The 26,313-nt window shown below is 66.7% G+C and carries 22 protein-coding genes and 2 tRNA genes; 10 read left to right on the plus strand and 14 right to left on the minus strand.

Annotated features, from left to right (window positions below):
• Positions 1 to 2 precede the first annotated feature (2 nt).
• Both PSEK12I1_RS0106650 and PSEK12I1_RS0106655 read right to left on the minus strand, forming a co-directional pair.
• Positions 3 to 1,520: an aldehyde dehydrogenase family protein gene (locus PSEK12I1_RS0106650; protein ID WP_027601064.1), complete on the minus strand. Its 1,518-nt coding sequence runs from the start codon at positions 1,518 to 1,520 to the stop codon at positions 3 to 5.
• Positions 1,521 to 1,522: 2 nt separating this feature from the next.
• The gene (locus tag PSEK12I1_RS0106655) at positions 1,523 to 2,479 is read right to left on the minus strand and encodes an NAD(P)-dependent oxidoreductase (RefSeq protein WP_255211838.1); all 957 of its coding nucleotides are present in this window, start codon (positions 2,477 to 2,479) and stop codon (positions 1,523 to 1,525) included.
• A 277-nt stretch (positions 2,480 to 2,756) separates the two neighbouring features.
• Here PSEK12I1_RS0106655 and urtA point away from each other — a divergent pair, with 277 nt between their 5' ends.
• The 7 genes from urtA (at position 2,757) to PSEK12I1_RS0106690 (ending at position 10,181) form a co-directional block, all read left to right on the plus strand.
• Entirely contained in the window at positions 2,757 to 4,031 is a 1,275-nt protein-coding gene (gene urtA / locus PSEK12I1_RS0106660) for an urea ABC transporter substrate-binding protein (protein ID WP_027601065.1), read from the plus strand.
• A gap of 375 nt (positions 4,032 to 4,406) precedes the next feature.
• Entirely contained in the window at positions 4,407 to 5,975 is a 1,569-nt protein-coding gene (urtB, locus tag PSEK12I1_RS0106665) for an urea ABC transporter permease subunit UrtB (protein ID WP_027601066.1), read from the plus strand.
• Positions 5,972 to 7,051: an urea ABC transporter permease subunit UrtC gene (urtC, locus tag PSEK12I1_RS0106670; protein ID WP_026084070.1), complete on the plus strand. Its 1,080-nt coding sequence runs from the start codon at positions 5,972 to 5,974 to the stop codon at positions 7,049 to 7,051. The genes urtB and urtC overlap by 4 nt, the downstream gene beginning before the upstream one ends.
• Positions 7,048 to 7,893 carry an urea ABC transporter ATP-binding protein UrtD gene (gene urtD / locus PSEK12I1_RS0106675; protein WP_027601067.1) on the plus strand — a complete coding sequence of 282 codons (846 nt, stop codon included), beginning with the start codon at positions 7,048 to 7,050 and terminating at the stop codon, positions 7,891 to 7,893. Before urtC ends, urtD begins: the two co-directional genes overlap by 4 nt.
• Positions 7,894 to 8,033: 140 nt before the next feature.
• Positions 8,034 to 8,732 carry an urea ABC transporter ATP-binding subunit UrtE gene (urtE, locus tag PSEK12I1_RS0106680; RefSeq protein ID WP_027601068.1) on the plus strand — a complete coding sequence of 233 codons (699 nt, stop codon included), beginning with the start codon at positions 8,034 to 8,036 and terminating at the stop codon, positions 8,730 to 8,732.
• Between the two features lie 146 nt (positions 8,733 to 8,878).
• Entirely contained in the window at positions 8,879 to 9,322 is a 444-nt protein-coding gene (gene aroQ / locus PSEK12I1_RS0106685; protein ID WP_027601069.1) for a type II 3-dehydroquinate dehydratase, read from the plus strand.
• 4 nt (positions 9,323 to 9,326) lie between these two features.
• Positions 9,327 to 10,181, plus strand: a complete 855-nt coding sequence (locus tag PSEK12I1_RS0106690) for a shikimate dehydrogenase (protein ID WP_027601070.1) — start codon at positions 9,327 to 9,329, stop codon at positions 10,179 to 10,181.
• A 153-nt stretch (positions 10,182 to 10,334) separates the two neighbouring features.
• Here the strand turns inward: PSEK12I1_RS0106690 and PSEK12I1_RS0106695 are convergent, their stop codons facing one another.
• Positions 10,335 to 12,602, minus strand: a complete 2,268-nt coding sequence (locus PSEK12I1_RS0106695; protein ID WP_027601071.1) for a YgiQ family radical SAM protein — start codon at positions 12,600 to 12,602, stop codon at positions 10,335 to 10,337.
• Between the two features lie 446 nt (positions 12,603 to 13,048).
• Here PSEK12I1_RS0106695 and PSEK12I1_RS0106700 point away from each other — a divergent pair, with 446 nt between their 5' ends.
• Positions 13,049 to 14,425, plus strand: a complete 1,377-nt coding sequence (locus tag PSEK12I1_RS0106700) for an amino acid permease (protein WP_007161139.1) — start codon at positions 13,049 to 13,051, stop codon at positions 14,423 to 14,425.
• Between the two features lie 103 nt (positions 14,426 to 14,528).
• Here the strand turns inward: PSEK12I1_RS0106700 and PSEK12I1_RS0106705 are convergent, their stop codons facing one another.
• The 10 genes from PSEK12I1_RS0106705 to rnr form a co-directional block, all read right to left on the minus strand.
• Complete coding sequence (locus tag PSEK12I1_RS0106705; protein WP_027601072.1) at positions 14,529 to 16,010, minus strand: glucosyltransferase domain-containing protein; 1,482 nt, start codon at positions 16,008 to 16,010, stop codon at positions 14,529 to 14,531.
• Between the two features lie 79 nt (positions 16,011 to 16,089).
• Positions 16,090 to 17,106 carry a D-alanine--D-alanine ligase gene (locus PSEK12I1_RS0106710; protein WP_027601073.1) on the minus strand — a complete coding sequence of 339 codons (1,017 nt, stop codon included), beginning with the start codon at positions 17,104 to 17,106 and terminating at the stop codon, positions 16,090 to 16,092.
• The gene (gene dnaB, locus PSEK12I1_RS0106715) at positions 17,106 to 18,500 is read right to left on the minus strand and encodes a replicative DNA helicase (protein WP_007161142.1); all 1,395 of its coding nucleotides are present in this window, start codon (positions 18,498 to 18,500) and stop codon (positions 17,106 to 17,108) included. Before dnaB ends, PSEK12I1_RS0106710 begins: the two co-directional genes overlap by 1 nt.
• 150 nt (positions 18,501 to 18,650) lie before the next feature.
• Positions 18,651 to 19,097 carry a 50S ribosomal protein L9 gene (gene rplI / locus PSEK12I1_RS0106720; protein WP_007161143.1) on the minus strand — a complete coding sequence of 149 codons (447 nt, stop codon included), beginning with the start codon at positions 19,095 to 19,097 and terminating at the stop codon, positions 18,651 to 18,653.
• Positions 19,098 to 19,117: 20 nt separating this feature from the next.
• Positions 19,118 to 20,008, minus strand: a complete 891-nt coding sequence (locus PSEK12I1_RS0106725; RefSeq protein ID WP_027598829.1) for a hypothetical protein — start codon at positions 20,006 to 20,008, stop codon at positions 19,118 to 19,120.
• A 35-nt stretch (positions 20,009 to 20,043) separates the two neighbouring features.
• A complete protein-coding gene (rpsR, locus tag PSEK12I1_RS0106730) occupies positions 20,044 to 20,274 on the minus strand; it encodes a 30S ribosomal protein S18 (protein WP_007161145.1) in 231 nt (76 codons plus the stop codon).
• Positions 20,275 to 20,300: 26 nt separating this feature from the next.
• Positions 20,301 to 20,717: a 30S ribosomal protein S6 gene (gene rpsF, locus PSEK12I1_RS0106735; protein WP_007161146.1), complete on the minus strand. Its 417-nt coding sequence runs from the start codon at positions 20,715 to 20,717 to the stop codon at positions 20,301 to 20,303.
• 182 nt (positions 20,718 to 20,899) lie between these two features.
• Positions 20,900 to 21,274, minus strand: a complete 375-nt coding sequence (locus tag PSEK12I1_RS0106740) for a response regulator (RefSeq protein ID WP_007161147.1) — start codon at positions 21,272 to 21,274, stop codon at positions 20,900 to 20,902.
• A gap of 129 nt (positions 21,275 to 21,403) precedes the next feature.
• A complete protein-coding gene (gene rlmB, locus PSEK12I1_RS0106745; protein ID WP_027601074.1) occupies positions 21,404 to 22,156 on the minus strand; it encodes a 23S rRNA (guanosine(2251)-2'-O)-methyltransferase RlmB in 753 nt (250 codons plus the stop codon).
• Complete coding sequence (gene rnr, locus PSEK12I1_RS0106750; protein ID WP_027601075.1) at positions 22,153 to 24,957, minus strand: ribonuclease R; 2,805 nt, start codon at positions 24,955 to 24,957, stop codon at positions 22,153 to 22,155. The genes rlmB and rnr overlap by 4 nt, the downstream gene beginning before the upstream one ends.
• A 209-nt stretch (positions 24,958 to 25,166) precedes the next feature.
• On the opposite strand from rnr, the gene PSEK12I1_RS0106755 reads away from it, so the two are divergent.
• Positions 25,167 to 25,253, plus strand: a tRNA-Leu gene (locus PSEK12I1_RS0106755).
• Between the two features lie 112 nt (positions 25,254 to 25,365).
• Positions 25,366 to 25,452, plus strand: a tRNA-Leu gene (locus tag PSEK12I1_RS0106760).
• A gap of 91 nt (positions 25,453 to 25,543) precedes the next feature.
• Here the strand turns inward: PSEK12I1_RS0106760 and PSEK12I1_RS25255 are convergent.
• On the minus strand, positions 25,544 to 26,215 hold the full coding sequence (locus PSEK12I1_RS25255) for a methyl-accepting chemotaxis protein (protein ID WP_371099686.1): 672 nt from the start codon (positions 26,213 to 26,215) through the stop codon (positions 25,544 to 25,546).
• Positions 26,216 to 26,313: the final 98 nt, after the last annotated feature.

Genomic DNA, 26,313 nt, shown 5'->3' on the forward strand with positions numbered 1-26,313 from the left:
GGCTACTCCAGGCTGGCGCCGTAGCCGAAGCCGGCGGCGGGAACGGCGGCGGTTTCCACCCAGACGCTCTTCACCTCGCTGTATTCGCGCAGGGCGTCGAGGCCGGAGGAGCGACCGTAGCCGCTCTCGCCATAGCCGCCGAAGGGCGAGCTGACGTGGATGGTCTTGTAGCCGTTGACCCAGAAGGTGCCGGCGCGCACGCCACGGGCCACCCGGTGGGCGCGCCCGACGTCACGGGTCCAGACCGCGCCGGCCAGGCCGAAGCGACTGTCGTTGGCGATGCGGATGGCGTCGGCCTCGTCCTTGAAGGGAATGGCCACCACCACCGGCCCGAAGATCTCTTCCTGGGCGCAGGCCAGGCCATTGTGACCGGCCAGCACCGTGGGATTGACGTAGTAGCCGGTCCCGGCGGGCAGCGGTTCGACACCATTGGCGACATGCCGCGCGCCCTCGCCCAGGGCCCCTTCCACCATGGTTCGCACATGGGCGAATTGCTTGGCGTTGTGGATCGGACCGATCTGGGTCTCGGGATCGCTCGGGTCACCCACCTTGAACTGACTGGCGGCGCGGGCCACCGCCTGGATGAAGCGCTCGTAGATGGATTCCTGCACCAGCAGCCGCGAACCCGAGACGCAGCTCTGGCCGGCGCCGGAAAAGATCGCCGCCTGGGCACCGCGCACGGCCAGGTCCAGGTCGGCGTCTTCGAAGACGATGTTGGCCGACTTGCCACCCAGCTCCAGCACCACCGGGATGCAGCGCTGGGCCGCGGCGGCGGCGATGTGCCGGCCGGTGGCCGGCGAGCCGACGAAGACCACCTTGCGGATGTCGGCGTGGGCGATCACCTGCTGGCCCACGGTATGCCCCTGGCCGGCGAGGACGTTGACCAGGCCCTTGGGCGCACCGGCGCGTTCCACCAGCACGCCGAGCAGCAGCGAGGTCACCGGGGTCAGTTCGGAGGGCTTGAGGATCACCGCGTTGCCGGCGGTGATGGCCGGGGCGATCTGCCAGCCGCCGGTGAAGATGGGCGCGTTCCAGGGGGTGATCTGCAGCACCGTGCCCAGGGGTTCGTAGGTCACGTAGTTGAGATGACTGGTGGGCACCGGGATGACTTCGCCGTGCAGCTTGTCGGCCCAGCCGGCGTAGTACTCGAACATCTCGGCGACCTTGAGCACCTCGACGCGGGCATCACGGATCGGCTTGTTGGCGGTCTGGGATTCCAGTTGCGCCAAAACCTCGGCTTCCTCGCGGATCAGGGCGCCGACCCGGTAGATGATGCGCCCGCGCGCCTGGGCGGTCAGGGCGCGCCATTCCTCGCGCGCCCGGCGGGCGGCGGTATCGGCGCGCTCGACCACGGCCAGGTCGGCGTCGGGGTAGCTGTAGGCGGGGCTGTCGTCATGGGCGTTGCGCACGGTGATCCGCTCGCCGCTGCCGTCGACGAAGGTGCCGTCCACAAAGCTGGCGACCTGCTGGCGGTCGCCCCAGAAGGGCTTGAGCAATTCCAGTGTCTTGGCGTTCATCATGATCATTCCCCCTTGCCGAACAGGTCTTCGCTGGTGCGTCGTGCGATGGCGCAGAAATCCTCGCCATCGGCCAGGGTCTCGGCGCTCGCCTTCCAGGCCTGGGCCGTGGCCGCGGCCAGTGGCAGGTCGAGGCCGAGTTCGGCGATGAGCTGCTGGGCCAGGCCCACGTCCTTGCGCATCAGGCCCATGGTGAAGCCGGAGTCATAGGCCTTGTTCAGCACCCAGGTGGGGAACATGCCCTGGCTGGCGGCGCTGCGCCCGGAACCGGCATTGATGCCTTCGAGCAGCTTTTCCGGGGCGACGCCGGCACGGGCGGCCATGGTGACGGCTTCCGCGGTGGTGATCAGGTGCGCCGCGGCCAGGAGGTTGTTGGCGATCTTGGCGATGTTGCCGGCACCCACGGCGCCGATATGCACCCGGGTCGCGCTCATGGCTTCCAGCGCCGGCAGCGCCTTGGCCAGGGCCGCCTCGCTACCGCCGATCACCATGGTCATGGTGCCGGCCGCGGCACCGGCGGGGCCGCCGGAAACCGGGGCATCGAGGAAGTCGGCGCCGACCTCGGCGAAGGCCGCCGCCACCCGGCGACTGGTCTCCGGGGTGGAGGTAGTGGTGTCGACCACCACGGTGCCCGGTCGCACGCGGCTGACCAGACCCGCCTCGCCCAGGCACACGGCCTCGACATGCTCGGCCTTGGGCAGCGACAGCACGATGACGTCGCTGCTGGCGGCCAGGGCCGCCAGGTCGCCGGCGATGGCCACGCCCTGGGCGGCGACCCGCTCGCAGGCGGCGCTGGAAGGATCCAGTCCGGTGACGGTCACGCCCTTGCGCGCCAGGGTGATCGCCATGTTGCCGCCCATGTTGCCGAGTCCGATGACCCCGACCTGCCTGCCCATGCCTTGTTCCTCTGCTTCGAATTGGCGGTGACCGACCCGGTGGCCGGCCCCTTGGCGATCGAGTATGGGAGGCCCCAGGCATCACCACCAATACGGCATTCGGACTTTCATGTTGCGCAAAAGGCAACGTGAGCCAGAGGCACCAGCATCGTGCAAAGGCGCGATTCAAGGGCACTGCCCAGCCCCAGACTGGTGCAGGGCGACCGACCGCGAAGTCACCGCCGAGGCCGAGGCGCCAGTCCCTATGCGTCTCGCCGACGCCTGGCACAGTTCCTGAAAAGGCGCCCTGGCTGGCCAGCAGTCCAGCCCAACAACAGCGCACGTTCGCTCAGGAGCCTTTCGCATGAAGCGCCGCCCTCTACTGAAGACCACCCTTGCCGCCTCCGCCCTGCTCATGAGCGGCCTGTTTCCCTGGAGTGCCGCCCACGCCGCGGACACCATCAAGGTCGGTATCCTGCATTCGCTGTCCGGCACCATGGCCATCTCCGAGACCTCGCTCAAGGACATGGCGCTGATGACCATCGACGAGATCAACGCCAAGGGCGGGGTACTGGGCAAGAAGCTGGAACCCGTGGTAGTGGATCCGGCCTCCAACTGGCCGCTGTTCGCCGAGAAGGCGCGCCAGCTGGTGACCCAGGACAAGGTCGCGGTCACCTTCGGCTGCTGGACCTCGGTCTCGCGCAAATCGGTCCTGCCGGTCTATGAAGAACTCAACGGCCTGCTGTTCTACCCGGTGCAGTACGAAGGCGAAGAGATGTCGCCCAACGTCTTCTACACCGGCGCGGCGCCGAACCAGCAGGCCATCCCGGCAGTGGAATACCTGATGAGCGAAGAAGGCGGGGCCGCCAAGCGCTTCTTCCTGCTGGGCACCGACTACGTCTATCCGCGCACCACCAACAAGATTCTGCGCTCCTTCCTGCACAGCAAGGGCGTGCAGGACAAGGACATCGAAGAGGTCTACACCCCCTTCGGCCACAGCGATTACCAGACCATCGTCGCCAACATCAAGAAATTCTCCGCCGGCGGCAAGACCGCGGTGGTCTCCACCATCAACGGCGACTCCAACGTGCCCTTCTACAAGGAACTGGGCAACCAGGGCCTGAAGGCCACCGACGTGCCGGTAGTGGCCTTCTCGGTGGGCGAGGAAGAACTGCGCGGCATCGACACCAAGCCGCTGGTGGGCCAGCTGGCCGCCTGGAACTACTTCGAGTCGCTGGATAACCCGGTGAACAAGAAGTTCGTCGAGGCCTGGAAGGCCTACGCCAAGGCCAAGAACCTGCCCAACTACCAGACCGCCGTGACCAACGACCCCATGGAAGCCACCTACATCGGCATCCACATGTGGGCCCAGGCGGTGGAAAAGGCCGGCAGCACCGACGTCGACAAGGTGCGCAAGGCCATGGCCGGCCAGACCTTCGCCGCGCCGGACGGCTACACCGTGAAGATGGACGAGAAAAACCATCACCTGCACAAGCCGGTGATGATCGGCGAGGTCCAGGACGACGGCCAGTTCAACGTCGTCTGGCAGACCGAGGGCCCGGTCCGCGCCCAGCCCTGGAGCCCCTACATCCCCGGCAACGACAAGAAGTCCGACGAACCGGTGAAGAGCGGCCAGTAACGGCCCGCCCTCACTCCCGGCCCCTCACTCCGAGGGAAGGGGAGCAAAACGCAGCTCAGCTTGTAGCTCTTGCCCCCTCTCCCTCGGGGAGAGGGTTGGGGTGAGGGGCAAGAGACGCTCTAAGGCCATCAGCTCTTCCCCCTCTCCCCTTGGGAGAGGGCCGGGGTGAGGGCAAGAGGCGCTGCCCGCCAGAACCGGAAGCGCCCGCAACACCAACGCTCCGCTCCGCCCCCTCTCCCCCTGGGAGAGGGCCGGGGTGAGGGCCCGCCAGCGCACCCGGCCAGACCGCCGGGCGCCGGCACCAGAAACGAGGCCACGCCCGCCCTCCCCCGGGAGACGCCGTGCGGGAGCCTTTACCCACCCACGAGGCCGAGTATGTCCCTACGCCTTTTTCTACTGCCCCTGCTGTTGCTGCTCATGGGCACCGCCCAGGCCGGCCCCGCCGCCGACCTGGCCGCCGCCAGCGCCAACGACCAGGCCAAACTCCTCCAGGACTGGGCCGCCGCGCCCGATCCCGCCCAGCTCCCGGTGCTCCAGGCACTGCAGGACGGCCGCTTCTATGTCGATGAAGACAAGCGGCCCTTCTACAAGACCGGCGACAGCTACAGCGCCGCCGAAGGCGACGCCACCCCTCCCACCGGCACACCCAAGCCGGTACGCCTGAACAACCGTCTGCGCATCCTCATCGGCGCCGCCCAGGCCAGCGGCGGGCTGCTGTCGCCCGATGCCAGCGTGCGCCTGGCCGCCGCCCAGGCCCTGCGCCAGGAGGCCAAGCCCGAGCAGCGTGCCTTCCTGGAAAAGCGCCTGCAGAGCGAAGCCGACAAGGACGTCAAAGGCGCCCTTGCCGCCGCCCTGGCCAATCTGCAGCTGACCGATCCCGATCCCGCCGTGCGCCTGGCCGCGGTGCGGCTACTCGGCGAATCCGGTGAGCCCCAGGCCAAGACCCGCCTGCAGGCCCTCCTCGACCCGGCCGTGGAAGCCAACGAAGACGTCCGCAAGGCCGCTGCCACCGGCCTTGCCCAGGTGGACCGCAAGCTGCTGCTGGGCGACCTGCTCGGCCAGGCCTTCACCGGGTTGTCGCTCGGCTCCATCCTGCTGCTGGCCGCTCTGGGTCTGGCCATCACCTATGGCCTGCTCGGCGTCATCAACATGGCCCACGGCGAGATGCTGATGCTCGGCGCCTACAGCACCTATGTGGTGCAACTGACCCTGCAACGCCTGGCGCCCGAATGGCTGGCCTGGTATCCGCTGCTGGCACTGCCGGTGGCCTTCGCCGTCACCGCCGCCATCGGCATGGCGCTGGAGCGCACCGTGATCCGCCACCTCTATGGCCGCCCGCTGGAAACCCTGCTGGCCACCTGGGGCATCAGCCTGATGCTGATCCAGGCGGTGCGGGTGCTGTTCGGCGCCCAGAACGTCGAGGTGGCCAACCCGGCCTGGCTGTCCGGCGGCATCCAGGTGCTGCCCAACCTGCTCCTGCCGTGGAACCGGGTGATCATCCTCGGCTTCGTGGTCTTCGTGCTGATCCTCACCTGGACCCTGCTGAACAAGACCCGCCTGGGCCTCAACGTGCGCGCCGTGACCCAGAATCGCAACATGGCCGCCTGCTGCGGGGTACCCACGGGTCGCATCGACATGCTCGCCTTCGGCCTCGGTTCCGGCATCGCCGGCCTCGGCGGCGTGGCTCTGTCGCAGATCGGCAACGTCGGTCCGGACCTTGGCCAGAGCTACATCATCGACTCCTTCCTGGTGGTGGTGCTCGGCGGCGTCGGCCAACTGGCCGGCAGCGTGCTGGCGGCCTTCGGCCTGGGCATCGTCAACAAGATCCTCGAACCCCAGATCGGCGCCGTGCTGGGCAAGATTCTCATCCTCGGCCTGATCATCCTGTTCATCCAGAAGCGGCCCCAGGGCCTGTTCGCCCTCAAGGGGAGGGTCATCGATTGAACCAGCCACTCGCGCTTACCGCTGTGCAGAAGGCCGGCCCGCGCCTGAGCCTGGCCGTGCTCGGCCTTGCCCTCGCCGTGCTGATCGCCCTGCCGCTCTTGTCCCTGCTGCCGGCCGACAACCCCTTCCAGGTCTCGGCCTACACCCTCACCCTGGTGGGCAAGATCCTCTGCTACGCCATCGTCGCCCTGGCGCTGGACCTGGTCTGGGGGTACGCCGGGATGCTCTCCCTCGGCCACGGGCTGTTCTTTGCCCTGGGCGGCTACGCCATGGGCATGTACCTGATGCGCCAGGCCGCCGGTGACGGTCTGCCGCCGTTCATGAGCTTTCTCTCCTGGACCCGCTATCCCTGGTTCTGGGCCGGCACCGACCACTTCCTCTGGGCGCTGTGCCTGGCGGTGCTGGCCCCCGGTCTGCTGGCCCTGGCGTTCGGCTTCTTCGCCTTCCGTTCGAAGATCAAGGGCGTCTACTTCTCGATCATGACCCAGGCGCTGACCTTTGCCGGCATGCTGCTGTTCTTTCGCAACGAGACCGGCTTCGGCGGCAACAACGGCTTCACCGGCTTCACCACCCTGCTGGGCTTTCCGGTCGCCGCCCAGGGCACCCGGGCGGTGCTCTTCCTGCTCACCGTGGCCCTGCTGGTGGCCAGCCTCTGGCTGGGCTGGCGCCTGGCGCAGAGCAAGTTCGGCCGCATCCTCACGGCGATTCGCGACGCCGAGAACCGGGTGACCTTCTGCGGCTACGATCCGCGCGGCTTCAAGCTGTTCGTCTGGGTGCTCTCGGCGGTGCTCTGCGGCCTGGCCGGGGCGCTCTACGTACCCCAGGTGGGCATCATCAACCCCAGCGAGATGGCCCCCACCAACTCCATCGAAGCGGCCATCTGGGTCGCCCTCGGCGGACGCGGCAGCCTGATCGGCCCGGTGCTCGGCGCCGGCATCGTCAACGGTGCCAAGAGCTGGTTCACCGTGGCCTTCCCGGAATACTGGCTGTTCTTTCTCGGCGCCCTGTTCATCGTCGTCACCCTCTATCTGCCGCGTGGCGTGATCGGCCTCATCAAGAAGGAGCGCGACGCATGAAAGCCGCCCCCGTACCTCCCACCGCCGCGGAAGTGCTCGATGCCGGCATTGGCGCGGAAGCCAGCGGTCTCGGCCATCGCGCCGGCACGGGCCTGGATACCCGCCACGGCACCATCCTCAGCCTGGAAGGCATCGAGGTCAGCTTCGATGGCTTCAAGGCCCTGCGCGACCTCAATCTCTACATCGGCGTCGGCGAATTGCGCTGCATCATCGGCCCCAACGGCGCCGGCAAGACCACCATGATGGACGTCATCACCGGCAAGACCCGCCCCGACCGTGGCAGCGCCTGGTTCGGCGAGACCCTGGACCTGACCCGCCTGCAACCGGTGGAAATCGCCCAGGCCGGCATCGGTCGCAAATTCCAGAAGCCCACGGTGTTCGAGGCCCTGACGGTCTGGGAAAACCTCGAGCTGGCGCAACGGACCGACAAGTCGGTCTGGGCCAGCCTGCGCGCGCGCCTCTCCGGCGAACAGCGCGACCGCTTGGAAGAGGTGCTCACCACCATCCGCCTGCAGGAATCCCGCGGCCGCACCGCTGGCCTGCTCTCCCACGGCCAGAAGCAATTCCTCGAGATCGGCATGCTGCTGGTGCAGGAGCCGCAACTGCTGCTGCTCGACGAACCCGTGGCCGGCATGACCGACGCCGAGACCGAATTCACCGCCGAGCTGTTCAAGTCGCTGGTGCCCCGGCACTCGCTGATGGTGGTGGAGCACGACATGGGCTTCGTCGGCAGCATCGCCGACCACGTCACCGTGCTGCACCAGGGCCACGTCCTCGCCGAAGGCTCGCTGGACCAGGTCCAGGCCAACGAACAGGTGATCGAGGTGTACCTGGGGCGCTAGCACCGCGCCGAATTGAATGCATATCGCGGCCATGGGCCGCTCCTACCTGGAGCGGTCACAACGGCAAACCGCCATGGCCGCGAGCGAAACCCTATCGTAGGAGCGGCCCATGGCCGCGATAGAACCTTCCCGAGGCACCCATGCTCCAGGTCAACGAACTCCATCAGTACTACGGCGGCAGCCACATCCTGCGTGGCCTGTCCTTCGACGCCCCCATCGGCGAGGTCACCAGCCTGCTCGGCCGCAACGGCGTCGGCAAGACCACCCTGCTGCGCTGCCTCATGGGCCTGATCCCGGCCAAGCGCGGCAGCGTCACCTGGGAAGGCCAGGACATCACCAGTCGCAAGCCGCACCAGCGCGTGCAATCCGGCATCGCCTACGTGCCCCAGGGCCGCGAGATCTTTCCGCGCCTCACCGTCGAGGAAAATCTGCTCATGGGCCTGTCACGCTTTCCCGCCCGCGAGGCCCGCGAGGTGCCCGAGTCCATCTACGAACTCTTCCCCGTGCTGCGGCAGATGCGCCAGCGCCGCGGCGGCGACCTCTCCGGCGGCCAGCAGCAGCAACTGGCCATCGGCCGCGCCCTGGCCAGCCGCCCGCGGCTGCTGATCCTCGACGAACCCACCGAAGGCATCCAGCCCTCGGTGATCAAGGAGATCGGCACCGTCATCGCCCACCTGGCCAAGCGTGGCGACATGGCCATCCTGCTGGTGGAGCAGTTCTACGACTTCGCCAGCGAACTGGCCGACGGCTATCTGGTGATGTCCCGTGGCGAGATCGTCCAGCGCGGTCGCGGCGCTGACATGGAGGCCGAAGGGGTACGGGGACTGGTGGCGATCTGAGCTACCAAGGTCGATAATCGAACGCTTCCGCGGTCTGCCCGGCCGCCCGCCTGTTCGCCTCGATTGACGAAATTAACCGACTGGTACATTTTCTCTCCAGCGCCGGGCAGTGCTTGCCTGGCAAGACCCGAAGAGAGAAGGCTGTCATGTCCTCCCGTCGCATCCTGGTCCTCAACGGACCCAACCTCAACCTGCTCGGCACCCGCGAACCCGCCACCTATGGTTACGAGACCCTGGCCGACGTCGCCCGGCTATGTGCCGAGACCGCCGCTGCCGAGGGGTACGAGGTGGATTTCCGCCAGACCAACCACGAAGGCGAATTGCTCGACTGGATCCACGCGGCCCGCGGCGCCTATGCCGGGGTGGTGATCAATCCCGCCGCCTGGACCCACACCTCGGTGGCCCTGCGCGATGCCCTGGTGGCCAGCGAGTTGCCGGTCTACGAGGTGCACCTGTCCAACGTGCATCGCCGCGAAGCCTTCCGTCACCATTCCTATGTCTCGGGCATCGCCGTCGGCATCATCTGCGGCCTCGGCAGCCAGGGGTATCGCGCCGCCATCAGCGCCCTCATCGCCCACCAGGGAAACTAACGCCATGACCGCACCCAAATCCGTTCTCGCCGGCCTCATCGGTGCCGGCATCCAGGCTTCGCTGACGCCCGCCATGCACGAACGCGAAGGCGACGCCCAGGGCCTCAGATACCTCTACCGCCTGATCGACCTGGACGTGCTCGGCCTCTCCGCCGACGCCCTGCCCGAGCTGCTGCAGGCCGCCCAGCGCACCGGCTTCACCGGTCTCAACATCACCTTTCCCTGCAAGCAGGCGATCATCCCGCTGCTCGACGACCTCTCCCCCGAGGCGCGCGGCATCGGCGCGGTGAACACCGTGGTGCTGGCCGACGGCCGCACTGTGGGCCACAACACCGACTGCCTGGGCTTCGCCGAAGGCTTTCGCCGCGGCCTGCCGGGCGTGGCCAAGCGGCTGGTGGTGCAGTTGGGCGCCGGCGGCGCCGGCAGCGCCGTGGCCCACGCCCTGCTCGCCGAGGGCGTCGACCAGTTGTTCATCTTCGACGTCGAGGCCGAGCGCGCCCAGGCGCTGGTGGACAACCTGACCCGCCACTTCGGCCCCGGGCGCGCCGCGGTCGGCACCGACCGGGCCGCCGCGGTCGCCGCCGCCGATGGCCTGGTCAACACCTCGCCGGTGGGCATGGCCAAGCTGCCCGGCATGCCACTGCCGGCCGAGTTGCTGCATCCCGGCCTGTGGGTCGCCGAGATCATCTATTTCCCGCTGGAGACCGAACTGCTGCGCCAGGCCCGCGCCCTCGGCTGCCGCACCCTGGACGGCGGCACCATGGCCGTCTTCCAGGCGGTCAAGGCCTTCGAACTCTTCAGCGGCCGTACCGCCAACGCCGACCGCATGCAGGCCCATTTCGCCGAATTGCGCGGCTAGTCCTCAGCGTTGGGCTTCGCTACGCTCAACCCAACCTACGCCACCCGTAGGTTGGGTTGAGACGGCTCCACCGTCGAAGCCCAACAACCCCTGCTCCTGATCTACTGCCCATAAAAAAGGGGAGGCCTCGGCCTCCCCTTTTCCTATGCCTTCTCAGCGCGGCATGTTCGGCTGGCGCCGCGACTTCTTGCGCGGACCGCCCTTGGCGTAGCCGGCGGCCTGGCCTTCCTGGCCCTTGTCCCAGGCCTTGCTGCCGTCGCTGGCGCGGGGCGGCAGGCCGTTGTGCTGGGTCAGGATGCGTCCGCCGCCGTTACTGGCCTTCTTGCTGCCCACCGGGGTGGAATTCTTGCGTCGCGCGCTCTGGTAACCGGTGTCGCCCACCGGCTGGGTGGCCGGGATCAACTGGTGCTTGCCCGGCCCGATCAGGTCGGCGCGACCCATTTCCTTGAGCGCCTCGCGCAGCATCGGCCAGCCCTTGGGATCGTGATAGCGCAGGAAGGCCTTGTGCAGGCGGCGCTGCTGGTCGCTCTTGACGATGGTCACGCCATCGCTCTTGTAGGTGACCTTGCGCAGCGGATTCTTGCCCGAGTGGTACATGGCCGTGGCGGTGGCCATCGGCGAGGGATAGAAGGCCTGCACCTGGTCCGCACGGAAGCCGTTGCGCTTGAGCCAGAGGGCGAGGTTCATCATGTCCTCGTCCGTGGTGCCCGGGTGCGCGGCGATGAAGTACGGGATCAGGTACTGCTCCTTGCCCGCCTCCTTGGTGTACTTCTCGAACATCTGCTTGAAGCGGTCATAGCTGCCGATGCCGGGCTTCATCATCTTGTCCAGCGGACCGCGCTCGGTGTGCTCGGGCGCGATCTTCAGGTAGCCGCCGACATGGTGGGTGACCAGTTCCTTGACGTACTCGGGCGATTCCACGGCCAGGTCGTATCTCAGCCCCGAGGCGATCAGGATCTTCTTCACCCCCGGCAGCGCCCGCGCCTTGCGGTAGAGCTCGATCAAGGACGAGTGATCGGTGTTGAGGTTCTCGCAGATGCCGGGGAACACGCACGACGGCTTGCGGCAGTGGCGCTCGATCTCCGGATCCTTGCAGGCGATGCGGTACATGTTGGCGGTCGGCCCGCCGAGGTCCGAGACCACGCCGGTGAAGCCCGGTACCTTGTCGCGCATCTCCTCGATCTCGCGGATGATCGAGTCGTGGGAGCGATTCTGGATGATCCGGCCTTCGTGCTCGGTGATGGAGCAGAAGGTGCAGCCACCAAAGCAGCCACGCATGATGTTCACCGAGAAACGGATCATCTCGTAGGCCGGAATCTTTTCCTTGCCATAGGCCGGGTGCGGCACGCGCGCATAGGGCATGCCGAACACGTAGTCCATTTCCTCGGTGGTCATGGGGATGGGCGGCGGCGTGAACCAGACGTCCACGTCGCCATGCCGCTGCACCAGCGCCCGGGCGTTGCCCGGGTTGGTCTCCAGGTGCAGCACCCGGTTGGCGTGGGCATAGAGCACCGGGTCGTTGCGGACCTTCTCGAAGGACGGCAGGCGGATCACCGTCTTGTCGCGGGTCATGCGCGGGCTTTCCAGCAACTGCACCACCTTGGCTTCGTTGGGATCCTCAACCTCACCCTTGGCTTGCTCGATGGCGCAGGCCTCGGTGTCCTGGGTGTTCACATAGGGATTGATGATCTTGTCGACGCGACCGGGACGGTCGATGCGGGTCGAGTCGACCTCGAACCAGCCCTCGGGCGTATCGCGACGGATGAAGGCGGTGCCGCGCACATCGGTGATGGACTCGACGCGCTCGCCACGCGACAGGCGCTGGGCGATCTCCACCACCGCCCGCTCGGCGTTGCCATAGAGCAGGATGTCGGCGGTGGCGTCCATCAGGATCGAGCGGCGGACCTTGTCCTGCCAGTAGTCGTAGTGGGCGATCCGGCGCAGCGAGGCCTCGATGCCGCCGAGCACGATCGGCACGTGGCTGTAGGCCTCCTTGCAGCGCTGGCTGTAGACCAGGCTGGCGCGATCCGGTCGCTTGCCGGCGACGTTGCCCGGGGTATAGGCATCGTCGGACCGGACCTTCTTGTCCGCGGTGTAGCGGTTGATCATGGAGTCCATGTTACCCGCGGCCACCCCGAAGAACAGATTCGGCTCGCCGAGCTTCATGAAGTCGTCCTTCGACTGCCAGTCCGGCTGGGCGATGATGCCCACGCGGAAGCCCTGGGCCTCCAGCAGCCGGCCGATGATGGCCATGCCAAAGGACGGATGATCGACGTAGGCGTCCCCGGTGACGATGATGATGTCGCAGCTGTCCCAGCCGAGTTGCTCCATCTCCGCCCGACTCATGGGCAGGAAGGGTGCAGGACCAAAGCACTCGGCCCAGTATTTCGGATAGTCGAACAGCGGCGTGGCGGCTTGCATGGCAGCTTCCGGGAAAGGGGGGTTTTTAGGAGGGCGCGAAGAATAGCACAAAAAATGACCAGTTCAGCCCCCGGACATCGATTGCCTTTGGCTATCGACGGTGGCTCTGGACCCGCCCTCACCCCAACCCTCTCCCCGGGGGAGAGGGGGCAAAAGCACACCGCGCAGCTATTCGTCCCCCTCTCCCTTGGGGAGAGGGTCGGGGCTAGGGAAGCCCATCGGCAATGCCCTTCAGCCGTAGGGTGGATAACGGCGCAGCCTTGTCCACGCGTAGCTGCCCCCTTCTCCCCAGAGAGGACCGAGGAACGCTACCCAACGGCAGCATGCTCTTCCCCCTCGCCCTCCGGGAGAGGGACGGAGTGAGGGAAAGTCCACTCAGCGGCCCAACTCGACAGGAGTGCTACCATAGCCGCCCGCTCCCCTTCACCACCGAGACGCCCCCGTCCATGTCCCAGCCCCAACCCGCCGCCGGCCAGTTGCAGCGCGGCCTGAAGAATCGTCATATCCAGCTGATCGCCCTCGGCGGAGCCATCGGCACCGGTCTGTTCCTCGGCTCCGCCGGGGTGCTGAAATCCGCCGGTCCGGCGATGATCCTCGGCTACGCCATCGCCGGCTTCATCGCCTTCCTGATCATGCGCCAGCTCGGCGAGATGATCGTCGAGGAACCAGTCGCCGGCTCCTTCAGCCACTTCGCCAGTCGCTACTGGGGCCGCTTCCCGGGCTTTCTCTCCGGCTGGAACTACTGGGTGCTCTATGTGCTGGTGGGCATGTCGGAACTCACCGCAGTGGGCAAGTACGTGCAGTACTGGTGGCCCGAGGTGCCGACCTGGGCCAGCGCCCTGGTGTTCTTCGTGCTGGTCAACGCCATCAACCTGTTCAACGTGAAGGCCTTTGGCGAGACCGAGTTCTGGTTCGCGCTGATCAAGGTGGTGGCCATCCTCGGCATGATGGCCTTCGGGCTCTGGCTGCTGGTCAGTGGCAGCGGCGGTCCCGAGGCCTCGGTGAGCAATCTCTGGAGTCATGGCGGCTTCTTGCCCAACGGCTGGAGCGGTCTGTTCGCCGTGCTGGCGATCATCATGTTCTCCTTTGGCGGCCTGGAACTGGTGGGCATCACCGCCGCCGAAGCCGACCAGCCGCGCAGCGTGATCCCCAAGGCCATCAACCAGGTGGTCTGGCGCATCCTGATCTTCTATGTCGGCGCCCTGACCATCCTTTTGTCGCTGCATCCCTGGGACGAACTGGTGCGCAGCATCGGCGCCGGCGGTGACGACTACGCCGGCAGTCCCTTCGTGCAGACCTTCGCCCTGCTCGGCAGCGACACCGCCGCTCACCTGCTCAACTTCGTGGTGCTGACCGCGGCGCTGTCGGTCTACAACAGCGGCGTCTACTGCACCAGCCGCATGCTCTACGGCCTGGCGGAACAGGGCGACGCCCCGCGCGCCCTGCTGCGCACCAATCGCCGTGGCGTGCCGCTGCTGGGCATCGCGGTGTCCTCGGCGGTGACCCTGCTCTGCGTGGTGGTCAACTACCTGCTGCCGCAGAATGCCCTGGAGCTGCTGATGTCGCTGGTGGTGGCCTCGCTGGTGATCGCCTGGGCGCTGATCAGCCTGACCCACCTGAAATTCCGCGCCGCCCAGCGCCAGGCCGGGCGCACCTCGCACTTCCCGGCCTTCTGGTCGCCCTTCGCCAACTGGCTGTGCCTGGCCTTCGTCGGCATGATCTTGGTGCTGATGCTGCGCATCCCCGGCATCGCCGTCTCGGTCTATGCCATCCCGGTCTGGCTGGCCTTCCTGTTCCTCTGCTACCGGCTGCGTCGCGGCTGATCACCACGGGTAGGTTGGGCTGAGCACAAGCGAAGCCCAACACCTGGGGTAGGCACCGCTCGTTAGGCTTCGACGATCGAGCCGTCTCAGCCCAACCTACACCCTACTCGAACGGCACCCAGGGTCGCTGCGGCTTCATGATGATGCAGCCGTCCTCGTCCACCGCCCAGATGTCGTAGAAGCGATTGTCCACGAGGCGCGTGGCGGCACCGGGCACGGCCACCCGCTGGGTGCAGCTGTCGCTGTCGGCATCGTCGATCACCCCCAGATCCAGCAGGCGTTCGGCGATCATGAAGTTGCCCGGCGACAGGCCGAGGATGAAGGGCAGCACCGGCACCTGCTCGAAGGTCTTCTGCGCCAGCGGCAGCCAGGCCACCTCCAGCGGACCTCCGGTCCAGAGCAGCCGCTTGAGCGGCCGCAGCTCCGGAAGGCTGCTGAGGTCATGGTGCAGTTCCTGGACGAAACCGCGCTCGAAGGTCTTTTGCGCCGAGAGCACCTGGCCATAGGCATAGGCCAGCGACAGCATCCACAGCACGGGCAGCACCAGCAGCCAGGTCAGCCGTGGCTGGAGGCGCTCCAGCAGGTCGTGGGCCAGCAGCAGGGCCAGGGTCAGGATGACCGCCAGGCCCATCAGGGTGCGCGCCTCGAGGATGAAATCGCTGAACAGCAGGGTGATGCCGGCCACGCAGGCGGCCAGCACCGGCAGCGTCGCGCCGTACAGCAGCAGGGGCAGCAGCGCCCGGCGGCCATAGGCGCGGGCATAGGTCAGGCCGCCCAGGCCATAGCCGATCGCCGCCAGCCCACCAAACAGCCACCACAGCCAGAGATTGCCGGGGGTGACCAGCAGGCCGACGCTCTGCAGCACCTCGCCCAGCCGATGCCAGAGCTCGGGCAGTACCTGGCCACCCACACCGGCGTGTCGCGTGGTCGCCATCAGCTGATAAGCGGTGAGGAAGTAGAGGGCGCAACCCAGCAGCAACTGCAGGCCCTGGCGCAGAACCAGCCGCAGGGCCTGCGCCGGGGCCTCGCGGCGTTGCACGGCGCGGATGAATTCCAGGCAGCAGAGGCCGACGAAGACATTGAGGGCCACCTGGTAGAAGGCGATGGCCGCCGCCAGCAGCGCCGCCGGCACCAGCAGCGCCAGCACGGTGTGGCGACTGCGAAAGATCGCCGCATAGATCACCGCCACCAGACTCAGGGCCATGGTCGGGCCGTCGTACTGGTAGGTCAGGTTGCCCAGCCAGAACGGCGAGAACCACAGCGGCAGCAGGGCCAGGCACTGGGTCGGTCGCGGCGCGCCGAAGCAGTGGCAGGCCAGATCGGTCAGGGCCCAGGCGGCGGCCGCGCAGGCGATCAGCAGCGGCAGGGGAAAGAGGTTGAAGGTGCTGCCGCTGAAGGTCAGCAGCCGATAGAAGACCTCGGTGAGCACCCGCCCCTGCTGGCGCCACTCCGGGCCGTTCTCCAGCTGGATGCGCCAGTTGTCGTCGACATAGGGAAAGTCGACCAGGATGAAGGGCAGGACGAACAGCAGCAGTGCGGAAAAGAACAGCGCCCGGGTCTGCACCGGGGTGAGCGTCTGGGGCATGGCGGCGGATCCGGATCCGGCTTCGACGGGAGACGCAGCCGCCACCACCCGAAGCGATAGCGGCGCCGGCTGCGTGGGGTCAGTCCTGCAGGGCCAGCTGGCAGATGCGCTCGCAGAGTTCGTCGAAGTCGATGCCCATGGCCGCGGCCGATTGCGGCAGCAGACTGGTGGCGGTCATGCCCGGCAGCGTGTTGACCTCCAGACACCAGAGCCGTCCCTCGGCGTCCAGGCGGAAGTCGGCGCGACTGTAGCCGTCGAGCTTGAGCGCCCGATGCGCGGCCAGGGCCAGCCGGCGCGCTTCCTCGGCGATCTCCGCGGAGACCTCGGCCGGAAAGACTTCCACAGCGCCCTTGGGCTGGTATTTGCTGGTGTAGTCGAACACGCCACTCTGGCCGAGGACGATCTCGCCCACCGCCAGTGGCTGGTCGCCCAGTACGCCCACGGTCAGCTCGCGCCCGGCGACGAAGCGCTCGATCATCACCTCGCGGTCATAGCGCAGCGCCAGCTCGATGGCCGGTTGCAGGTCCTCGGCGCGGCTGACCTTGCTCAGGCCCACGGTGGAACCCTGCTGGCTGGGTTTGACGATCACCGGAAAGCCCAGGGTGTCGGCCACGGTCGCGGCATCCACCGGCGCCATCAGCCAGTCGGCGGTGGGTACGCCAGCGGCCCGGAACAGCCGCTTGCTGAGGTCCTTGTCCATGGCCACGGCGCTGCCCACCCGGCCGCTGCCGGTGTAGCGCAACTCGGCCAGGTCGAGCAGGGTCTGCAGGGTGCCGTTCTCGCCGGTCCCGCCGTGCAGGGCGAGGAACAGCAGATCCTGGTCGCCCAGCTGGGCACGGCTGAGCACCGCGCCGGCATCCTGGCCGCGCATCCGCACCAGGGCGGTCCGCTCCGGCGGTTCGAGGCCGACGCGGGCTTCCAGCAGGGCGCGCTCGGCGTCTTCATCGAGCAGCCCCAGGGCGGTATCCACGGTCACCACCTGATGCCCACGCCGGCGCAGCGCCGCCACCACCTGGGCACCGCTGGCGATGGACACGTCGCGTTCTTCGCTGGTGCCGCCGAGCAGGACCGCGATCTTCAGCTTGTCCTTGACCATCATTCGTCCTCGAAAACGTAGCTGCCGGGCGCGAGATTCTCGAACCGGGTGTATTTGCCGATGAAGGCCAGCCGCGTGGTACCGATCGGACCGTTACGCTGCTTGCCGATGATGATTTCCGCCACGCCCTTGTACTCGGTCTCCGGGTGGTACACCTCGTCCCGGTAGACGAACATGATGACGTCGGCGTCCTGCTCGATGGCGCCCGATTCGCGCAGGTCGGAGTTCACCGGACGCTTGTTCGGCCGCTGTTCCAGCGAGCGGTTGAGCTGGGAGAGCGCCACCACCGGGCAGTTGAACTCCTTGGCCAGGCCCTTGAGCGAGCGCGAGATCTCGGAAATCTCGTTGGTGCGGTTCTCGCCGCTGCTGCCGCCGATCTGCATCAGCTGCAGGTAGTCGACCATGATCAGCGCCAAATCGCCGTGCTCGCGCACCAGGCGCCGGGTGCGGGCGCGCATTTCCGAAGGACTGATGCCCGCGGTATCGTCGATGAACAGCTTGCGGTCATTGAGCAGGTTGACCGCCGAGGTCAGCCGCGGCCAGTCATCGTCGTCCAGCTTGCCGGAACGCACCTTGGTCTGGTCGATGCGGCCGAGGGACGACAGCATCCGCAGCACGATGGAGTCGGCGGGCATCTCCAGGGAGAACACCAGCACCGCCTTGTCGGTGCGCAGCACTGCGTTCTCCACCAGGTTCATGGCGAAGGTGGTCTTGCCCATGGAGGGGCGGCCGGCCACGATGATCAGGTCCGCCGGCTGCAGGCCGCTGGTCTTCTCGTCCAGGTCGGCGAAGCCGGTGGACACCCCGGTGATGGCATCGCTGGAGTTGAACAGGGTATCGATGCGGTCGATGGCCTTGGTCAGGATGTCGTTGACCCCGACCGGCCCGCCGGACTTCGGCCGCGCTTCGGCAATCTCGAAGATCTTGCGCTCGGCTTCGTCGAGCAACTCGTTGGCCCCGCGCCCTTCCGGGTTGTAGGCGCTGTCGGCGATGTCGGCGCTGATGCCGATCAACTGGCGCAGGGTGGCCCGCTCGCGGACGATCTGCGCATAGGCCTTGATGTTGGCCACCGAGGGGGTGTTCTTGGCCAGCTCGGCCAGATAGGCCAGGCCGCCCACCTGGGGCAGCTGACCTTCGTTGTCCAGCTGTTCGGACAGGGTCACCACGTCGAACGGCTGGTTGCGCTCGGCCAGACGGGCCACGGCGCGAAAGATGAGTCTGTGGTCGTGGCGATAGAAGTCGCCATCGGACACCTGATCGAGCACGCGCTCCCAGGCGTTGTTGTCCAGCATCAGACCACCCAGCACGGCCTGTTCGGCCTCGATGGAATGCGGCGGGACCTTGAGGGCAGCGGTCTGCAGATCGTACTGCTCGGGCAGGGAAATCTCGTTCATGCGCAGGTCTTGGGCCCCCATTGCGGGCGGCGAAATGATTTTCGATAGGGCAGAAAAGACAAAGGGCACGTCACTGCCTCGGCAATGACGTGCCCGATTGTCGACAGACCGGCGCCGGGGCGCAAGTCCGCCAGTCAGGCGACGGCGCGCTTATTCAGCGACGACGACGACCTTGACGGTAGCTTCGACGTCGGTGTGCAGGTGCACTTCGACATCGTATTCGCCAACGCTGCGCAGGGCGCCGTTGGGCAGGCGAACTTCGCTCTTGTCCAGCTCAACGCCGGCGGCGCTGACGGCTTCGGCGATGTCGCGGGTGCCGATGGAACCGAACAGCTTGCCTTCGTCGCCGGAGTTGGCGGCGATGGTAACGGTCAGGTCGGCCAGCTTGGCGGCACGGGCATCAGCCTCGGCCTTCTTCTCGGCAGCCTGCTTCTCGAGCTCGGCGCGACGAGCTTCGAAAGCCTCGACGTTGGCAGCGGTGGCTGCGGTGGCCTTGCCCTGCGGCAGCAGGAAGTTACGGGCGTAACCGCCCTTGACGTTCACTTTGTCGCCCAGGTTGCCCAGGTTGGCGATCTTTTCCAGCAGGATGACATCCATTGAGTCTTTCCTCTTAACTTTTAACCTTCACCGTCCGCGGGCCCCTGCGGCTCTTGCGCGGACCGCCCACGGAAATCGAACACGCTATCGATCACAGCCAGAATCACCAACAACGGATAGATCAGCTGCCCGAACAGCAACAGCGTCACGTACAGCCCTACCAGCCAGAATCCTGCCAGGCGCTTGGCCGCCACCAGCCCGTGCAGCAGGGCGATGCCGGCAAAGGCCAGCGGCACGCTGCACAGCGGGGTCAGCAGGCCAAGCCCGCTGCCCAGGTTCGGCGCCAGCACCAGCAGGGCCAGGAGGCCGAGCGCGATGGCCGGACGCAGACGCAGGGCGCGAAATTCGCGACCGAACCCCTGGGGGTTGTACAGCGCCGCCTGCCAGTAGCGCCCGAGCATCAGGCACAGGAGGCAGGTGATCTGGAAGAACGCCGCCATCAGACCGGTCAGCACGGGCAGCAGCAACTGCTGCAACTGCGCCTGCTTTTCCGGCGGCAACTGCGCCGCGCTCGGGCCCAACACCTGGGGCAGCAGCCGACGGATTTCCTCCGCCAGTTGCGCGATGCCCTCGGCATAGACCTGGCCCAGCACCAGGGCGAAGACCAGCCCCAGGGGGACACTGGCCAACAGCACCCGGGTCCAGGACAGACTCTGGCGCAAGATGGCCGCCAGCAGCGTCGAACCCAGCAACACCAGCACGATGCTGGCATCACCCAGATACAGCCAGAACAGCGCTGGCAACAGGGCCCAGACCAGCACCCCGGCCGCCGCGGCAGGTCCCCGGCGCAACAGCACCAGGCTGCCACCGGCAGCGGTCATCCAGTACAGCAGCGGCACGACTGCACCCAGCACCACCACGAGGGTGGCTTGAGTACGGCCGCGCATGATGAACTCAGCCAGAGGCCGCATGCCGTGTTTATCCGTTATTCGTGATCAGGCGTCGATCAACGACCGTGGCTGTCGGTGTAGGGCAGCAGGGCCAGGTAACGGGCACGCTTGATGGCGGTACCCAGCTGACGCTGGTACTTGGCCTTGGTGCCAGTGATACGGCTCGGGACGATCTTGCCGGTTTCGGAGACGTAGGCCTTCAGGGTGTTGAGATCCTTGTAGTCGATCTCTTTCACGCCTTCGGCGGTGAAACGGCAGAACTTACGACGACGGAAGAAACGTGCCATGACAATGATTCCTCGCTAGATCCAGATTACTCGGCGCTGTCGGCGTCGTCGGAGTTGCCTTCGGCGGACTCGGACTCGGACTCGGCAGGACGCTCGCGACGCTCGCGACGCTCGTTGCGGTTTTCTTCGGCCTTGAGCATCTCGGACTGACCGGTGACGGCCTCGTCACGGCGCAGGATCATGTTGCGGATCACGGCGTCGTTGTAGCGGAAGTTGTCTTCCAGCTCGGCCAGGGCCTTGGCGCTGCACTCGATGTTCATGAGTACATAGTGAGCCTTGTGAACGTTGTCGATGGCGTAAGCCAGCTGACGACGGCCCCAGTCTTCCAGACGATGGACTTTGCCACCGTCTTCTTCGATAGCCTTGGTGTAGCGCTCGACCATGCCGCCCACCTGTTCGCTCTGGTCCGGATGAACCAGGAACACGACTTCGTAATGACGCATTTAATGCTCCTTACGGGTTGCAGCCTGCCGCGGAAACGCGGTCAGACAAGGAGTGAATAGTTCGGATGACTTGCCCTGCGGAATGCGGACGCACTCCGGGCAAGGGGCAACATTCTAGAGAAGGGCGTCGGGGGGCGCAACCGCAGGCATGACCGACGCGACCGCCGGGCAGCCCCAGGTACTCAGCGTTGCACGTCGGCCAGGGCCTGACGGATCTTGTTCAGGTCATAGGGCTTGATCAGCACCCCGACCCGCGCTTCCATGCCCGGCTCGCGCTCGAAGGCATAACCCGAGGCGACCACGATGCGCAGCGTCGGATCCATCGCCAGGGCGCGGCGGGTCAACTCGATGCCGGACATGCCGCCCAGCCCGATATCGGTGAACAGCACATCGTGTTCGCGTTGCGGCAGCAACTCGAGGGCGGCCTCCGCCGAGGCGACGGCCGTGACCTGGTGGTCCAGCTCCTCGATGACTTCGGTGGTCAGCATGCGCAGCGTGGCATCGTCTTCGACGAGCAGCACTCGCAAGCCTACCGGCTCCTGGATCTCCTGACTCACGCGGGCGTCCTCTTGTTGACAGGCCTCGCCCCGGCATTCCCGGAGCGAGGCCGATATTCTGCGCACTGCAGCGCGATTCGTATAGTGCGATACGCGCTGCGTCGGTACCCAGACGTTTCTTAGCGCGGGCTAGCTGGGCGCAGAGGCGCGTCTTTGACGCACGGCCTCGAACAGGCAGACCCCGGTCGCCACCGAAACGTTGAGACTGCTGACACTGCCGGCCATGGGCAGCCGGGCCAGATGATCACAATGCTCACGGGTCAGTCGGCGCATGCCCTTGCCCTCGGCCCCCATGACCACCACGGTCGGCCCACTCATGTCGACGTCATAGATCTCCTGGGTCGCCTCACCGGCAGTCCCGACGATCCACAGGCCACGCTTCTGCAGTTTTTCCAGGGTCCGCGCCAGGTTGGTGACGGCCACCAGCGGCAGCACCTCGGCGGCCCCACAGGCGACCTTGCGCACCACGGCGGTCAGGGTGGCCGACTTGTCCTTGGGCACGATCACCGCCAGGGCTCCGGCGGCATCGGCGCTGCGCAGGCAGGCGCCGAGGTTGTGCGGATCGGTCACACCATCGAGCACCAGCAGCAGTGGCGGGCCCTCGGCCCGATCGAGCAACTCCTCGAGCATGGCCTCGCCCCAGACCTGGCTGGGGCTGACCTGGGCCACCACGCCCTGATGCACGCCCTCGGCCAGTTCGTCGAGCAGCGCCCGCGGCTTGGTTTCCACCGCCAGGCGCTGACCGGCGGCCAGCTCCAGCAGGGCCTCGACCCGCGGCTCACGCCGCCCTTCGGCGATCCAGAGCTGCTTCACCCGCCGCGGGTGGAAGCGCAGCAGCGCTTCCACGGCGTGGATACCGTAGACGGTTTCCAGCTGGCTCATGCGTCATCCTTGGGGCGCGCCTGGCCCTTGCGATGCGGCTTCTTGGCCTTGGCCTTGGTCCTGCTCTTGGCCGCGGCCTGGGCCTGGCCTTCGACCTTGGGCTTGGCAGCCGACTTCTTCTTGGCGGCAGCGGCCTTGGACTTCTTGACCTTGGCCTCCACCGCGGCGGCGCCCTCGGCGGCCGTGCCCTGCGCCGGGCGCTTCGCCGGAGCGGTACGCGCCTTGGCCGTGGCACTGGCCTTGCCCTTGGCAGTCTTGCCCTGAGCCGTGGCCTGGCCCTGGGCGCCGGCCTTGTCCTGACCGCTGGACTTGCCCTTGGCCTTGGGCTTGCCGCCCTCGACCTTGGCTTCCGCCAGCAGCGCCTGCTTCACCGCACGACTGCGCTTGACGTCGGTATTGCCCAGCAACTTGTCGGCCTGCTCCAGCAACTCCGGCGACACCGAGGTAGCCGGGGCTTCCGGCGTCGGGGCGACGGCCTGGTCTTCCGCTGCCGGCGCCTCGCGGCGACGACCGCGACCGTCACGCTTGCGGCGCGGCTCGCGCTCTTCACGGACCCGCGGCGCGCCGGCCGAGGCCGGCAGCACGAAGTCGATCTTGCGCTCGTCCAGGTCGACCCGGGCCACCACCACCTCGATGGGATCGCCCAGGCGATAGCTGCGCCCACTGCGCTCGCCGGAGAGGCGATGATGGACGCTGTCGAAATGGTAGTAGTCGTCCGGCAGCGCGGTGACGTGCACCAAGCCCTCGACAAAGACCTCGGACAGTTCGACGAACAGGCCGAAACCGGTCACCGCGGTAATGACGCCGGCATAGGTCTCGCCGACGCGATCCTTCATGAACTCGCACTTGAGCCAGTTGGACACGTCACGCGTGGCCTCGTCGGCGCGGCGCTCGGTCATGGAGCACTGCTCACCGAGCTGATCCAGGCGCAACTCGTCGTAGGGATAGATGCGCGCCTTGGCCATGCTCGTCGCGCCTGCGCGCTTGACGTGCTTGGTCTCCAGCTTGGAGCGGATGACGCTGCGGATCGCCCGGTGCACCAGCAGATCCGGATAACGCCGGATCGGCGAGGTGAAATGGGTGTAGGCCTCGTAGTTGAGACCGAAGTGACCGTTGTTGTCCGGGCTGTAGACCGCCTGACTCAGGGATCTGAGCATCACCGTCTGGATCAGCCGGAAATCCGGCCGCTCACGGATCTGCTGCAGCAGCGCCTGGTAGTCCGACGGCACCGGATTGGCCTTGCCCTTGGTCAGCGACAGTCCCATCTCACCGAGGAACTGGCGCAGATTGGTCTGCTTTTCCAGCGGCGGCGCCTCGTGCACCCGGTAGAGGGCCGGCACCTTGTGCTTTTCGAGGAACTTGGCGGTGGCCACGTTGGCGCACAGCATGCACTCCTCGATCAGCTTGTGGGCATCGTTGCGCTGGGTCGGACGGATCTCCGAGATCTTGCGGTCGGCGCCAAAGACGATGCGCGTTTCCTGGGTCTCGAAATCGATGGCACCGCGCACATGACGAGCGGCCAGCAGCACCTTGTACAGGCTGTAGAGCTGCTCCAGGTGCGGCACCACGTCGCCGAGCTGCTTGCGCAACTGCTTGCCTTCGGCCGACTTGGGCTGTTCAAGCACCGCCGAGACCTTGTTGTAGGTCAGACGGGCATGGGAGTGGATGACCGCTTCGTAGAACTGGTAGCCGGTCATGCGCCCGGAAGCGGCGATGGTCATCTCGCAGACCATGGCCAGGCGATCCACCTGGGGATTGAGCGAACAGAGGCCGTTGGACAGCGCCTCCGGCAGCATGGGAATCACCCGCTCGGGAAAATACACCGAGTTGCCGCGCTTTTCCGCCTCGGCATCCAGCGCCGAGCCGACCTTGACGTAGTGGGAGACGTCAGCGATGGCCACGTACAGCCGCCAGCCGCCGGACTTCTTGGCCTCGGCATAGACGGCATCGTCGAAGTCGCGAGCATCTTCGCCATCGATGGTCACGAAGGGCAGCTGGCGCAGATCGATGCGCTTCTGCTTGTCCTTCTCCTCCACCTCGGGCTTGAGCTTGGCAGCCTCCTTCTCGACGGCCTTGGGCCATTCGTTGGGGATGTCGTAGCTGCGCAGGGCGACCTCGATCTCCATGCCCGGTGCCATGTAGTCGCCCAGGATCTCGACCACTTCGCCCTGGGCCTGGCGGAAGGTGGTGGGCCACTCGTCGATGCGCACCTGCACGAACTGGCCGTGAGCGGCGCCGCCGTGCTTGCCCTCGGGCACCAGCACCTGCTGACCGATCTTGGGATTGTCCGGCACCACGTAGGCCAGGCCGCTCTCCTGGAAGAAGCGCCCGACCAGCGACTCGTGCGCCCGGGTGACCACCTCGACCAGGCCGCCTTCGCGACGACCGCGCCGATCATGGCCGGCGACCCGCGCCAGGGCGATGTCGCCATCGAACACCAGGCGCATCTGCGCCGGGCTGAGGAAGAGGTCGTCGCTGCCGTCGTCGGGGATCATGAAGCCGAAGCCATCGCGATGGCCGGCGATGCGGCCACGCACCAGGTCCAGCTTGTCGATGGGCGCATAGGCACCGCGGCGGGTGTAGATCACCTGACCGTCGCGCTCCATGGCGCGCATGCGGCGCCGCAAGGCTTCGAGCTGGTCTTCGGTGACGAGACCGAATTCTTCGGCGAGCTGTGGCCGTGTGGCCGGGGCGCCGCGATCGGCGAGATGAGCCAGAATGAGTTCGCGACTCGGAATGGGGTTATCGTACTTTTCCGCTTCCCGGGCGGCCTCGGGATCGAGGGATTGCCAATCGGCCATCAGTCTGGGGTTACCTTCTGTGTCTTGGTTCGGTAGGAACTGCCATGGCGCCTATTGAAACGTGAAAACCACGCAATAGTTAGCCTGGCATGCTCAATAAAATATTTTTCACAGCAGGGGTTTACAAGCAAACGCCCCCTGAGTAAAGTGCCGCCCCACGACGCCGTGAGCAATCACGACGCCGGAGATGAGCAATCATCGCCTTGAGTGCCCAGGTGGCGGAATTGGTAGACGCACTAGGTTCAGGTCCTAGCGGTGGCAACACCGTGGAAGTTCGAGTCTTCTCCTGGGCACCACTCATTATAGTCGATCGATTTGCAGATCGGTCGACGAAAAGCCGGCACTAGCCGGTTTTTTAATCCTGAAACCCGCAAGGGTGACGGGAAGCGACCAGAAGTCGCACTGCAGGCCCAGGTGGCGGAATTGGTAGACGCACTAGGTTCAGGTCCTAGCGGTGGCAACACCGTGGAAGTTCGAGTCTTCTCCTGGGCACCAATACCAAGCGGACGATCCCGGATCGGACGCAACAGAAAAAACCGGCTTCGGCCGGTTTTTTCTTGCCTGCGAAAAGGCGTGGGGCCCTCCCCTACGCCTTGAACTGCCCCAGACTGCCGCGCAACTGGGCGGCCAGCTCCGCCAGAGTCCGACTGCTGTGCGCAGTGGCCGCCACCGATTCCGCTGCGCGCAGCGTCTCGCCATGGATGACCTCGACCCGCTGGCGTACCGCCGCGGCGCCCTCCGCCTGACGCTGGGCCGCCTGGGCAGCCGTGGTCATGCTGGCATGCACCTGATCCACGGCGCGGTGGACATCCTGCTGGATGCGCTTGCTGTCGCGCAGCACCGCCAGCCCGCTGCCGGCCTGCTGGCGCGCCGCGCCTATGGCGGCGACGGCTTCGCGCGCGCCTTCCTGCAGACCGGCGATGTGCGTCCGGATGCTGCCGGTGGATTCCTGGGTCTTGCTGGCCAGCGCCCGCACCTCGTCGGCGACCACCGCGAAGCCACGTCCGCTCTCGCCGGCCCGGGCCGCCTCGATGGCCGCATTGAGCGCCAGCAGGTTGGTCTGCTCGGCGATGCCGCGGATCACGTCCAGCACCACCTCGATCTGCTCGCTTTGCGCGGCCAGCCGCTCGATCACCTGGGCGCCGGACTCGACCTGGGTCACCAGCCCCTCGATACCTTCGGCCACCTCGGTGGCGATGCGGGCATTGCTCTGGGTGGAACTGCGAATGGCCTCCACCTGCTGCAGGGCGCCCTGCATGGCCTGACTTTCGCCCTGGGCTTCCGCGGCGATGCCGGACAAGGCCTCCAGACTACGCGCCACCTCTTCGCGTTGGCGCAACGCCGCCGCTTCGGCGG

The sequence above is a fragment of the Pseudomonas sp. MOIL14HWK12:I1 genome, assembly GCF_000510705.1.
Taxonomy (GTDB): Bacteria; Pseudomonadota; Gammaproteobacteria; order Pseudomonadales; family Pseudomonadaceae; genus Chryseomonas; species Chryseomonas oryzihabitans.

Bases quoted from the DNA above. Each gene is read 5' to 3' on its own strand.
- PSEK12I1_RS0106700 (WP_007161139.1), top strand. From the start codon at position 13,049: ATGTCCCAGCCCCAACCCGCCGCCGGCCAGTTGCAGCGCGGCCTGAAG.
- PSEK12I1_RS0106705 (WP_027601072.1), bottom strand. From the start codon at position 16,010: ATGCCCCAGACGCTCACCCCGGTGCAGACCCGGGCGCTGTTCTTTTCC.
- urtA (WP_027601065.1), top strand. From the start codon at position 2,757: ATGAAGCGCCGCCCTCTACTGAAGACCACCCTTGCCGCCTCCGCCCTG.
- aroQ (WP_027601069.1), top strand. From the start codon at position 8,879: ATGTCCTCCCGTCGCATCCTGGTCCTCAACGGACCCAACCTCAACCTG.
- PSEK12I1_RS0106690 (WP_027601070.1), top strand. From the start codon at position 9,327: ATGACCGCACCCAAATCCGTTCTCGCCGGCCTCATCGGTGCCGGCATC.
- PSEK12I1_RS0106725 (WP_027598829.1), bottom strand. From the start codon at position 20,008: ATGCGGCCTCTGGCTGAGTTCATCATGCGCGGCCGTACTCAAGCCACC.
- rlmB (WP_027601074.1), bottom strand. From the start codon at position 22,156: ATGAGCCAGCTGGAAACCGTCTACGGTATCCACGCCGTGGAAGCGCTG.
- PSEK12I1_RS25255 (WP_371099686.1), bottom strand. From the start codon at position 26,215: ATGCAGGGCGCCCTGCAGCAGGTGGAGGCCATTCGCAGTTCCACCCAG.
- PSEK12I1_RS0106710 (WP_027601073.1), bottom strand. From the start codon at position 17,106: ATGGTCAAGGACAAGCTGAAGATCGCGGTCCTGCTCGGCGGCACCAGC.
- PSEK12I1_RS0106650 (WP_027601064.1), bottom strand. From the start codon at position 1,520: ATGATGAACGCCAAGACACTGGAATTGCTCAAGCCCTTCTGGGGCGAC.
- urtB (WP_027601066.1), top strand. From the start codon at position 4,407: ATGTCCCTACGCCTTTTTCTACTGCCCCTGCTGTTGCTGCTCATGGGC.
- urtE (WP_027601068.1), top strand. From the start codon at position 8,034: ATGCTCCAGGTCAACGAACTCCATCAGTACTACGGCGGCAGCCACATC.
- PSEK12I1_RS0106695 (WP_027601071.1), bottom strand. From the start codon at position 12,602: ATGCAAGCCGCCACGCCGCTGTTCGACTATCCGAAATACTGGGCCGAG.
- rpsR (WP_007161145.1), bottom strand. From the start codon at position 20,274: ATGGCACGTTTCTTCCGTCGTCGTAAGTTCTGCCGTTTCACCGCCGAA.
- rnr (WP_027601075.1), bottom strand. From the start codon at position 24,957: ATGGCCGATTGGCAATCCCTCGATCCCGAGGCCGCCCGGGAAGCGGAA.
- dnaB (WP_007161142.1), bottom strand. From the start codon at position 18,500: ATGAACGAGATTTCCCTGCCCGAGCAGTACGATCTGCAGACCGCTGCC.
- rpsF (WP_007161146.1), bottom strand. From the start codon at position 20,717: ATGCGTCATTACGAAGTCGTGTTCCTGGTTCATCCGGACCAGAGCGAA.
- rplI (WP_007161143.1), bottom strand. From the start codon at position 19,097: ATGGATGTCATCCTGCTGGAAAAGATCGCCAACCTGGGCAACCTGGGC.
- urtD (WP_027601067.1), top strand. From the start codon at position 7,048: ATGAAAGCCGCCCCCGTACCTCCCACCGCCGCGGAAGTGCTCGATGCC.